This window comes from Chryseobacterium sp. AG363, from assembly GCF_003610675.1.
In the GTDB taxonomy this organism is placed as follows: Bacteria; Bacteroidota; Bacteroidia; order Flavobacteriales; family Weeksellaceae; genus Chryseobacterium; species Chryseobacterium cucumeris.
Genome location: NZ_RAQF01000004.1, coordinates 211,626 through 222,531, shown reverse-complemented (window position 1 = coordinate 222,531; position 10,906 = coordinate 211,626). Strand labels below are relative to the sequence as shown.

Here is a 10,906-nt window from a genome sequence, read left to right as displayed (position 1 = left end):
TGTTGAGCGGAAGACGGGGGTCGAACCCGCGACATTCAGCTTGGAAGGCTGACGCTCTACCAACTGAGCTACTTCCGCAATTTTGTTTCCAAAACTATTGGTAAACGCTGTGCAAAACTAAGAAAATTTATTTAATCTTGCAAGTTTTTTATAATATAAAATGTGGGGAGAGCAGGATTCGAACCTACGAAGCCGAAGCAACTGAGTTACAGTCAGTCCCATTTAGCCACTCTGGAATCTCCCCAGATATTTTATATTAAAATGGAGCCTCCAGAGGGATTCGAACCCACGACCCCGAGATTACAAATCACGTGCTCTGGCCAACTGAGCTATGGAGGCATTTTAATAAAGGACTGAAACTGATCGAGAAACTCTACTCTACACATTTCAGTGTTAAAAAGAATCACTTTTATGGTGATTTCTTTGAGCGGAAGACGGGGGTCGAACCCGCGACATTCAGCTTGGAAGGCTGACGCTCTACCAACTGAGCTACTTCCGCAATTTTGTTTCCAAAACTATTGGTAAACGCTGTGCAAAACTAAGAAAACTTATTTAATCTTGCAAGTTTTTTTTATAAAAATATAAAGTGGGGAGAGCAGGATTCGAACCTACGAAGCCGAAGCAACTGAGTTACAGTCAGTCCCATTTAGCCACTCTGGAATCTCCCCAAAAGTTTATATTTTATGAGCCTCCAGAGGGATTCGAACCCACGACCCCGAGATTACAAATCACGTGCTCTGGCCAACTGAGCTATGGAGGCAAATATAAAAAAGAATTCAAAAGATCGCTGTTCCTTTTTTGCGAGTGCAAATATAGAACGGATTTTTTGAATTCTCAAATATTTTATAAACTTTTTTTAACTTTTTTTTCTATGCCATTTCTTTTTTCTTGATTAATAGCTTTTTAGCAGTATCAACACAAAGGTCCAAACTTTCTTCAAAACTTGTAGATGTCTTCTTTACTACGATATCGTCTCCCGGAACCGCCAAAATAATCTCGGCTGTTTTATTTGCTTTGTCAGCATTATTTTCCACTTTCAAAAATACCTTACACTCCTGAATCTTGTCATAGAAGGTATCCAATTTGCTAACTTTTTTGTCGATGTGTGACTCTAGTGGTTCGTGTGGTGTTAAACCGATTGATTGAACTGAAATCTTCATAATTCTTCTTTTTTTGATGCTCGAGGGTGAGCCTGATTAAACACTTTTTTCAATTGTTCAATATTAGCATTCGTATAGACTTGAGTACTGGCAAGACTGGAATGCCCTAATATTTTTTTCACTTTGGAGATCTCCGCCCCATTATCCAAAACGTGAGTAGCAAAGCTATGCCGAAGGATGTGAGGACTTTTTTTTTCTTTCGTTGTTACAAGACTAAGGTACTTATTAACTACCACATAAACAAATTTTTCATTGAGTTTTTTCCCTTTCTTATTCACGAAAAAATATGATTTAAATTCTGTCTGTGGATTTCTTATTTCCAGATAACTTTTTAGAAGTTCAGACAGTTCATCGGAAATAGGAATTACCCTTGCTTTATTTCCCTTTCCTATTACTTTTAATTCATTTTCATATAAGTCAACATTCTCAAATATCAGGCCACAAAGTTCAGCTTTACGCATTCCTGTCTGATAAAGAACTTCCATAATGCATTTTTCAAGCACATCATATACCTGTTCGAAAACCCTTTCATTAAGTTCTTCCATTTCCTCTTTAGACATAGGAATCTGTTTTTCAGCATAAAACTTCAGAGAAGAAATACCTTCGGTAGGAGAGACTTTAATCTCCCCTATTTTTAAAAGAAAAAGATAGAAACTACGGAGCGAGGATAATTTTCTGTTAATACTTCTTTTGGAAATGTCATTTTCACTGAGTTCAACAATAAAATTCCGGATAATCTTTTTGTCTGCCTTGGCTAAATTGTCGGAAGATTCCGTTCGGAGAAAGAAATGGGAAAAGTCTTCAAGGTCTTTTTTGTAGCTTGTGATGGTATGAGGAGAATATCTTTTTTCGAATTGTAAGTATTCTAAAAACTTTTCCAGCATCATAGGTATAAAAATAAAAATTCACTCCTCAAATATAAGAATTTAAGAAGTGAATTAATATATGGTTAAGAAAAAATCTTAAGCCTGCTCTTCTTTGCTAAGCGCTCTTTGTTTGTAAGCCGCTTTTAGTCTAGCTTGTCTCAAAGTTACAGAAGGCTTAATAAACTGTTGTCTAGATCTTAATTGACGAACAGTTCCTGTTTTATCAAATTTTCTCTTGTATTTTTTTAAAGCTCTGTCGATGGATTCACCATCTTTTACTGGAATTATTAACATATTTTACATCTCATTTTGGATTGCAAAACTAGACAATTTTTATGAGAACACAAAATATATTGCCATAAACAATCACTACTCCACCCTATGACTGTTAAAAAACCCCGTATTAAAGCCTGTTAGCAAACAATAATATTTTTATCCACAATTACTGGATATTCAATTCTTACTACCTTCAGGTTACTCATTTTATTTCCTAATTTCTATTAAAACCATCTACATTAATGAAATGTAAACAAAAAGCATTATCTTTGCATTCACTTTATTCATGGGGTTGACTGGTTTCGACAGCAAGACCAATGGGTAAGTAAGCATGCAGAGAACCGTAGCGCGATCTCTATAATCCCTTGCTACAAAATTTTAACTGGCAACGAAGAGTTCGCTCTTGCAGCTTAATATCGAAGTATAGTAGATCAAGCGTTTTCCCGAAGATTTCAGTAGGGAAGCAAGATATTCCACAAATGCTCTGTTCTGCGGCGTTTGATCCTGGGATATAGGAATGCAGAAATAAGGCTTTAGAAGCTTTGGCTAAAGCTCGAAAATTTCAGAAGATAAGCTGGTAGTTGGGTGTCTATCCTCTGTTTCCAGTCGAAAACCAATGGTAGAATAAGCATGTAGAAAGCTTATGTATTGCTTGTTTGGACGAGGGTTCGAATCCCTCCAACTCCACTTTTTAAACTAAAGAGAATTTGCAAATTATTGATTTTTAAATAATTACATTTTCTCTTTTTTGTTTTTGTACCCAAAGTTGTACCCGAATTTTTGAAATGTACTTTTTTAAATCTGTTTGAATTTAATAAAACCTATTTGAATTTTTTAAGCATACAAAAGGATTTATAATATTACAAATATACTATGATTTGAAATAATGTCCATTACTTTCAAAATAATCAAACATTATGCTCCGTGCAGTTGCTTCCCAATCAATCACAACCCAATTAGGAATATCAAACGTATCATCTTCGTACAGCCATTGTACAAAATCTTCATCCGAATTAAATTTCCCGTAATAAAAATTATTTACATATTCGTACAGGCTTTGAAAATTCATTTTTCCTAAACAATCCAAACATGCTTCGTAAACTTCTACATCATGCCCTGAATCATTGATTTTTTCTAGTACATCGTAAATATCTTTTGATATATAGCACTCGCTCAATAATCCTAGCTTTTCAAGAATCGGACATTCATAATCCTGAAACATAAATTCAGGGTCGGCTTCATCAGAATGAAGTTCATACATTGTTGCAAGTAATTCGTCGTAATCGGCATATCCTGAAAGGTTCAGCCATTTTCCAAATAATGAGCCATTATTATACTTGGCATACGTGCCACAATAGATACTAGCAGTATCAAGACAATTTCGTAAATTTGTCATGTTGATAAGTTTTAAGCGTAATTTAAAATTTATTGATTCGCCTAGTAGTACGCCAATACTTCTAGGCATTTTTGTTTTTATATTGAACCTTGTACCCAAAGAAACAAGGCTAAAAGTAGCTTGTAAAGATGTATAAATATACAACAAAAAGCCCATAAATAAAAGAGTTTACAACACTTTTTAACTAAAATATCAACGTCTGTTAAAAACTTTTTAACCACTCTGACCACAGGAAAACAAAAACAGCCGTCAAAAAACAAAAATCTTTAACAGGGGGGCGCAACGAAAAAACCTCACTGACAGGGCATAAAATCTGTATAGTAGGTAGACACCCGATGCCTGTATAAAAATTTTGAAACTCGGCATGGGGGGGGGGCTTTTACAACGAAAATTTGGCGGGTCGTGTAAATAGTAGACCAAGTATTGTACACTTTCCCGAAATTCCGCAGACAAAACTACCACTCCACACAGAATATCACAATCCGTCTACCATAGTTACCCGAAATGTTGGTTAAAGGTTGTGAGAAGTGAGTTAGAGAGTGATAGAATAATGTTAGGATATATAGGTACTATGTAGCAGAAACCCTGAAAACACCTCTATTTAAAGTAATTTGCAGAGATTATAAAGTGAAGTTACACTTACCAATAAAAAGTAATAGATTTTTCATTATTTATGTTTATCCAGGGACTTTTTCGTTTTGGGGTAAATAGGTAGATATATATTGACAAAAATACACTTGTTATGATTCCCATTTTTTCCACACCCCGTCGAAATCATTAAGATTACTTACCTAAGGCATAATAAACTTGTAAAAATTTTCAAAATGAATCAAATCTTGTAGTTTATAGCGAACAATAACTTATAAAGCTATTGTAGATAGAGTAATATCCTTAGTTTCTACAGATATGATATAATTTCCACAAGTGTATTTTATCATAAAATAACATTAAATTGTGCCCACACAAAAAGAAGCAAAAACAATTCATATTTACCACTGAAAATCAAACAATTACATACATTAATTCATAAACGTTAAAAAAATTAATGCAATATTTATTGTTAATATTTGCGCAATGCGTAAATTGAGGCGTTATCTGCAATATTAAAAAACTGTACAACCAATTGAACAAACTCATCCGAATTTATAAATCTATCAAATTTGAAAGAATTATAGACTTTCTTTTATATTTAATAATAATTCAAATAGGAATTTTTTGTTATGTACTTTTAATAAATAATGATAGAGTTGAATTAAATGGAATTCTTGAAATTGTATTAACAGTAAATGGTTTATTTTCTGCAATTTTAATAACTTATTTTTTCTCTAATATCTCTTGGGCCAAATCACTCAAATTAGAAAAATATAAAGAAGCAGAATTATTATCCCAGAAAATTACAAATTATCGCAGAATCTTAAACAAATTAACTCAATATTATAATGTTTGGATAAATGATGTGCAATCTAAAAGTTTATTGGAACATAATGACAATTATAAAAGAATTACATATTATGAATTTCGAATGAGTGGAATAAGTGATTATATTTCGGAAAGTGAAGAGAATATTGAACGACTAAGAGACGATATAAATTATAGTGATGTATATACTGATGCTTATTTAGCGATTGTAAGCTTAGTTCATGACCGAAAAAATGATAGGTTATATTATTCATCAAACGATTTATATGGTGATTTTGAAAGAAAGGGTATTTATACTCTTCCTTTCGTCGAGCAAGTAATTGAAATTGATCATTGCTCTATGATTTGGAACTTCTTCGATCGCTATGATATATTACATTTCAATAGAATTTCAATGGAAAATCAAGATTATATAAAAAATTGTGCAAAAAAAATAAATATAAAATATAACAATAGGAGTGTTGACGCGAATTTAATTAAGGAAATATCCGATGATATGAACGAATATTATTTTCCAGAACTACATTCATTATTAGTTTTTTTAGCAAAGGGTTTAAGCAAGCTCGATAATTTAATTTACTTATTAATACTTTTTTCTTTAATAATTGGAGTAGTTTCACCATTAATTTGCTTAATTTCAATTGATTTTCGTTTTTTAACAGAAGCAAAATGTTGCATTATAACTTTAAATATTTGCGCGCTAATTTATTTTATTATCAATTTCCATAGTATGATCGTAAAGGAAATAAAATGGATTTAAGTAAATACTGCAGATAACATAGGTAACCGTTGCACAACTCTTTAAGAAGAATCCCCAAATCTAAAAATATCGACCACATTACAGCCTTATTAGTGGCTGTTTTTTATGTAGCAAAATTTATTATAGGTTTAAATAGAAATATTTTAAAGGAATAAAAGAGGCTTTGATAGTTGTCTCTTTTTTATTGGTTGATGATACGCTAACCTTTGTTTTCCAATAAAGAAAACTGTCATATAATTACAAAAATTCATATCTTCGTGACTGAATTTTAACGAAAAATATAAAGCGTCTGCTTTTATTCTGTTAACAGAAATCTGACAGTTTCAACATACCACAGAATAAACAGTTGATGCCCGTGCTATGGCGTGTGGGCTATTACTTGTTTGTGGTATAAGGTTTTGTCAGAACCTCTGTTAGCAAATTGAGTGTAGTCCCACGCTTTCTGCATTAATAACCTTTCACTTGGGGACTGAGTGATATAAATAAATCACTTATGAAAAAGATTTTTATTTCCGTATGTATATTACTCGGAATTTCTTGTTTATCTCAAACTACTACAAAAAAGTTTAACTCATTCCAGAACCGATATGAATATTTTGATTCAAACGGAAATATGATTGGCTACGAAAAATACAACAGTTTCTCAAAACAATGGGAATATTATACAACAAATAATACTTCTCAATCTAGACAACCAACACAATACAGAGATCCACAACAATTAGATATTTCTGCTTTAGGCAATACTATGGAGACGAAACAAAATAACTATAATTACAATGTACAGCAATTACAAAACTCTGTTAATAATATAGTTGAACAAATCAATAATTTAGATTTACCTGATGAGCAAAAACAAGCAATATATCAAAATTTTCAACAACAATGCGTTAATGAATTAAACCGAACTAAGATTAATTATTCTTCGGCAAATGAAACTAACCGTATCATAAAATGGCTGTATGATTCTTTAAACATAATTATTAAAAAAGCTCAAGCTTCTAACACCAAATCTTTCAACAGCGATCAAAATAATTATAGTAATGCAAATGCTGCAGAAAATGATAATAACTCTTCGGTACAAAAATCTAAAAAGGATTATAGTAACAGCTACTTCAATATGTATGACCAGAATTTTAGGGAACTAGACGTAGCTGCAAAAAAAAATTATGATAAAATTAAACATACTTTAATCGCTAATGTAATTTCAAAATCATATAAAGAAAACCTCGATGAATTTTATTCATTAGCTGAAAGGTTTGAATTAAATGAAGCAAACTCAAAAAAGTTATATAATGATGTATTATATAATGTCGTAATCTTAGATAATTTAGCTAACTCATATCACAGAGTTAAAAGAATCACATATTTTAACAGTAAAAACTCTATTGTTAAAGATTCAAATGATTTGAATTCTTATTTGATGATTGATTCTAAATTTGTACATTTTAAAACAGCTACAAATATTGAAAATTATAGAGATTTAACTGATAAGACTTACAACCCAAAAAAATCAGGATCTGAATATAAATCAAAATATGGAGCCATCTTTATACCTGACGATTTAACCTATGTGAAATTTTATGATTCACAAGATTTTTCTGGTAGTTATTATATTTATTACATTTCAAAATAAGTAATTAACTATGAAAAACCTATTAGGAGTTCTATTGCTCATACTATCTGCAATTTATTATAAGATAAGCACTCTGACCTTATAATGTTTGTATCTCCATAATATTGATAAGCAACAAATAGCCAGTAACATTATAAAATCAAATTCTATAATCTACTTGAGCATTTCAAAAAAACTTCAGAGAAGAAAATATAGTGAAAATACCTATATGATTAATACCCGTTTTTTCCGATCTTGTACCAAATTAATAGACATGAATTATAAATGGGAAATATTAAATGAACAAGATCAATATGCGATTGGATTTGTAGATGTGATTAAGTCCATTATTAACAACAAGAATGCAAATGTTATAATTAATTATTTACCACAGTTTGCAGATAAGGATCAAAAATATTAACTACTATCCTTCTTGAAGGAAAAAAAGAAGACTGGAAAGAGGGTACAGTAAAAAAAATACTTTATGATTGCGAAGAAAGAATTAATCGTGTAGCAGATTTTAAATTTCGTATATTTAATAATCTCGAATATATGACATTACAAATCTTTTATATTAAAAATATAGATTACCTAAAATATGGCTCCCATGGAGATTTTTCCTTTGAAGAACCTATATAAAAATAAAATTTATGGCAAAGAAAGCAATTGTGATTGCAAATCACAGAACTAAAACAGCAACTTTAAACTTTATAGATTTAGAAAATAATTTAGTAGCATTTGATCATAATGATCAACCTTTAATAAATCTACAATTTCCTTATTCTAATATTGAATCCTATGGATTTCTATTTGAAAGTTTAGAAAAAAATGGTGATGAGGAAACTTATCTTTTTAAGATTCAAGAAAATTGATTAATTATAAAGCATACTACTAGAAGTAATTATGCTTTTTAAATTGTTTAGTATATATGGATGGGGAAGTAACTTATTCTCTAGCAACTATTGATAGCCCTAATATAACAAATATTAGAATTTTAAGTTATCATGATTATGAGAGCATTTCCCAAATAATCAATAAACTTGAAAAATTCCAACACGATGAAGCTTTATATAGTATAATTGAATTAAATCTTAATGACTTAAATCAAAGATGCAAATTTTATCTAGAAAAATATGCCGAAAATCCAAAGCTTGACTCCAAAGAATTCTCATTACAATTCCTAGATCTAAATAGAATTATTTTAAACACACTATCCTCAATAAGAACATATTTAGATCATACAGAAACAAGACTTAAAAGAAATTTCGGTAATGAGTCAGAAGAATTTCTACTATTTAAGAGATTAACGTCTGAATGCTTCGATAATTATTTTTCATATCGCTTTTTATCAAAACTTAGAAATTATGCTCAACATTGTGGATTACCAACAGGCTCAATCAATTTGACAGATGATGTAAATGGATACAAATTAGAACTCTCCTTACTTAGAGATGATTTATTAGGTAGCTTCGACTCTTGGGGGTTGAATGTAAAACCTGATCTTCAAAATCAAGATAGCCAATTTGATATACTTCCACTACTTGAAGAAAAAACTGAATTACTCAGAGATGTTAACACTAAAATGAACTCGTTAATTTTACAAAAACTCAAATATCAAGGTGAGAATTTACTTAAATTAATTGAAGAAACACAGATAAAGGGAAAAGGCATTCCTTGTCTATTAAGAGTTTTTGGAGATGTAGATTCTCCAACTATGCAAATAAAATGGTTTCCTTATGAAGTAATCACAAAAATTACAGGAGTGAAAATTAACATGATCTACCACAAAGAATAAATAGGATCACAATATTTTTATATGTTTCCAATTATTAAAAAAATTAAATTCTAGTACCTCATCAAGTGTATAATAATTTACATCAAGCGGAAGAAAATTTAATTTCAATAGGATCATTTGTACTCCCTTAATATCTTTAGGATTATTATAAACAAATAAAATATCAATATCATTATAATCTGGAGTTATAAGAATAGATCCAAAAAGAAAAATTTGCACTTTATCACTAGATTCTAATTCTGAAAATTCTTTTTGGAGAAGCTCTATTATAAACTTTAAGTCCATACTCTGTTTAAATCACCTAGAAGTTCACCCCATTTCAGGATTTTTAGATTTTTAGATTCAGCAAAAATGTAAGCATTTTCAGCAATTCCTCCATTTGGATTTGCTTTTAATACTGCTTGAAAAGCATTTTTGTATTTGTCAATAGAATCTCTCATATTTTGTATAGTAATATTGTAATCTTCCAATGATAAAATAGTAATACTATCTCCAAAATGTCTGTGAATTAAATATCTGTTATTATCTAATCTTTCCACACTCTTAACTCTATCATGCTGGCGTAATCCTTGCAAAATAAATTTAACTGTTGGATTTAAATAAGGAAAATTATCATTTTGAGAAATTACTCTAAAAAGATCTTTAAAATCACCTATTACAATTTCAGATTCCTCCAAAAAAGCATATACACCACCGTCGATAATAACGTCTCTATTTGTTGCTAAGACAAAATTTACGTCTATGTTTTCAATTCTATTTTTAATTTTACTAGTATCAATATTTGTATCTTTAATATAAATAGCATTAAATGAAACTCCATTTTTTCTCATGATATGCAAGACACCATCTTTAATATCAATAGATTCTATATAATTTTTATTTTGCAGTTTGCTTTTTATCCATTCAAAAGGGTTCATAATCTACGTAAAAATTTGAGTTATTTCAGAGGGAAATTGTTGACCATCAATAACAACATTATTTAAATGTCTATTTTCTAAGTCTAGTATATGTTGCTTAAATATATTGAAAGTTACTCTTTCATCCTCATTTAATAGGGAATAATTTACCTCGATTATGTTAAGAATTTTTCTATTGTTTGGTAAAATATATTTATGAACTTTATCTATCCATAACAGAGGGGCTTCACTTTCAGGATTCATATTATTCTCATTTTGTGGACCATAGTTTTCAAAGATTGCCTTATTCTCATCAAAATAAGGTAAAACTAACTTATGTGCATCTATACGAGATTCAACTTCCTTTATTTCAAATAACTTTTTGATTTTATCCGAATGCCTTTGTTTCCATTCTTTTAATAACTCTACAGGATAATCTTTTTCAGCCTTATCTATAGTAGTATGACAAGATGGACAAAGTAAAATCAGGTTTTGAAAATTCCCTTTTTCTTCTTGAGAAACCCCTTTTTTCCTAGGTCCATCTTCGCCTGCACTAATTATATGAGCCATCTCTGCAATGTGAAAGCTTGTCTCTTTCAAATCAAAAAACAAACCAACATTACAATTTGGATTTTGACAATATCCTCCTGAATCAGCAAATAAAAGCAATTTAGTATGAGGATTTGGATTTGCTTTCCCACGAGAACACGCCATATTATTAAT

The 10,906-nt window shown here is 30.3% G+C and carries 12 protein-coding genes, 6 tRNA genes and 1 other RNA gene; 6 read left to right on the top strand and 13 right to left on the bottom strand.

Annotation, left to right across the window (positions count from 1 at the left end; genetic code table 11):
• Positions 1 to 5 precede the first annotated feature (5 nt).
• The 9 genes from DEU39_RS17310 to rpsU all read right to left on the bottom strand — a co-directional run bounded on the left by DEU39_RS17310 (position 6) and on the right by rpsU (position 2,320).
• Positions 6 to 78, bottom strand: a tRNA-Gly gene (locus tag DEU39_RS17310).
• An 85-nt stretch (positions 79 to 163) separates the two neighbouring features.
• Positions 164 to 244 (bottom strand) — tRNA-Tyr (locus DEU39_RS17305).
• Between the two features lie 18 nt (positions 245 to 262).
• A tRNA-Thr gene (locus DEU39_RS17300) sits at positions 263 to 339 on the bottom strand.
• 87 nt (positions 340 to 426) lie between these two features.
• A tRNA-Gly gene (locus DEU39_RS17295) sits at positions 427 to 499 on the bottom strand.
• A gap of 88 nt (positions 500 to 587) precedes the next feature.
• Positions 588 to 668: transfer RNA gene (locus tag DEU39_RS17290), tRNA-Tyr, on the bottom strand.
• A gap of 18 nt (positions 669 to 686) precedes the next feature.
• A tRNA-Thr gene (locus tag DEU39_RS17285) sits at positions 687 to 760 on the bottom strand.
• Positions 761 to 869: 109 nt separating this feature from the next.
• Entirely contained in the window at positions 870 to 1,160 is a 291-nt protein-coding gene (locus DEU39_RS17280) for an HPF/RaiA family ribosome-associated protein (RefSeq protein WP_047435429.1), read from the bottom strand.
• Positions 1,157 to 2,044, bottom strand: coding sequence for a tyrosine-type recombinase/integrase (locus tag DEU39_RS17275; RefSeq protein ID WP_120232781.1), 888 nt, complete (start codon positions 2,042 to 2,044; stop codon positions 1,157 to 1,159). The genes DEU39_RS17280 and DEU39_RS17275 overlap by 4 nt, the downstream gene beginning before the upstream one ends.
• Positions 2,045 to 2,122: 78 nt before the next feature.
• Positions 2,123 to 2,320 (bottom strand): 30S ribosomal protein S21, encoded by a 198-nt coding sequence (gene rpsU / locus DEU39_RS17270; protein WP_034693154.1) that lies wholly within the window; start codon positions 2,318 to 2,320, stop codon positions 2,123 to 2,125.
• Positions 2,321 to 2,590: 270 nt separating this feature from the next.
• Here rpsU and ssrA point away from each other — a divergent pair.
• Positions 2,591 to 2,992: a transfer-messenger RNA gene (ssrA, locus tag DEU39_RS17265) on the top strand.
• Between the two features lie 181 nt (positions 2,993 to 3,173).
• Here ssrA and DEU39_RS17260 read toward each other — a convergent pair.
• Positions 3,174 to 3,698 (bottom strand): antirestriction protein ArdA, encoded by a 525-nt coding sequence (locus DEU39_RS17260; RefSeq protein WP_120232926.1) that lies wholly within the window; start codon positions 3,696 to 3,698, stop codon positions 3,174 to 3,176.
• A gap of 1,123 nt (positions 3,699 to 4,821) precedes the next feature.
• On the opposite strand from DEU39_RS17260, the gene DEU39_RS17255 reads away from it, so the two are divergent.
• The 5 genes from DEU39_RS17255 (at position 4,822) to DEU39_RS17240 (ending at position 9,287) form a co-directional block, all read left to right on the top strand.
• Positions 4,822 to 5,877: a hypothetical protein gene (locus tag DEU39_RS17255; RefSeq protein ID WP_120232780.1), complete on the top strand. Its 1,056-nt coding sequence runs from the start codon at positions 4,822 to 4,824 to the stop codon at positions 5,875 to 5,877.
• A 493-nt stretch (positions 5,878 to 6,370) separates the two neighbouring features.
• The gene (locus DEU39_RS17250; protein WP_120232779.1) at positions 6,371 to 7,513 is read left to right on the top strand and encodes a hypothetical protein; all 1,143 of its coding nucleotides are present in this window, start codon (positions 6,371 to 6,373) and stop codon (positions 7,511 to 7,513) included.
• Between the two features lie 253 nt (positions 7,514 to 7,766).
• Entirely contained in the window at positions 7,767 to 7,913 is a 147-nt protein-coding gene (locus DEU39_RS24740) for a hypothetical protein (protein ID WP_228436822.1), read from the top strand.
• A 229-nt stretch (positions 7,914 to 8,142) separates the two neighbouring features.
• On the top strand, positions 8,143 to 8,364 hold the full coding sequence (locus DEU39_RS17245; RefSeq protein ID WP_120232778.1) for a hypothetical protein: 222 nt from the start codon (positions 8,143 to 8,145) through the stop codon (positions 8,362 to 8,364).
• Between the two features lie 56 nt (positions 8,365 to 8,420).
• Positions 8,421 to 9,287 carry a hypothetical protein gene (locus DEU39_RS17240; RefSeq protein WP_120232777.1) on the top strand — a complete coding sequence of 289 codons (867 nt, stop codon included), beginning with the start codon at positions 8,421 to 8,423 and terminating at the stop codon, positions 9,285 to 9,287.
• A gap of 6 nt (positions 9,288 to 9,293) precedes the next feature.
• Here DEU39_RS17240 and DEU39_RS17235 read toward each other — a convergent pair whose 3' ends face one another.
• The 3 genes from DEU39_RS17235 to DEU39_RS17225 are packed head-to-tail and all read right to left on the bottom strand — an operon-like array spanning position 9,294 to position 10,897.
• Positions 9,294 to 9,572, bottom strand: a complete 279-nt coding sequence (locus DEU39_RS17235; RefSeq protein WP_120232776.1) for a nucleotidyltransferase domain-containing protein — start codon at positions 9,570 to 9,572, stop codon at positions 9,294 to 9,296.
• The gene (locus DEU39_RS17230) at positions 9,563 to 10,204 is read right to left on the bottom strand and encodes a hypothetical protein (RefSeq protein WP_120232775.1); all 642 of its coding nucleotides are present in this window, start codon (positions 10,202 to 10,204) and stop codon (positions 9,563 to 9,565) included. Before DEU39_RS17230 ends, DEU39_RS17235 begins: the two co-directional genes overlap by 10 nt.
• Positions 10,205 to 10,207: 3 nt before the next feature.
• Entirely contained in the window at positions 10,208 to 10,897 is a 690-nt protein-coding gene (locus DEU39_RS17225) for an HNH endonuclease (protein ID WP_120232774.1), read from the bottom strand.
• Positions 10,898 to 10,906 lie beyond the last annotated feature (9 nt).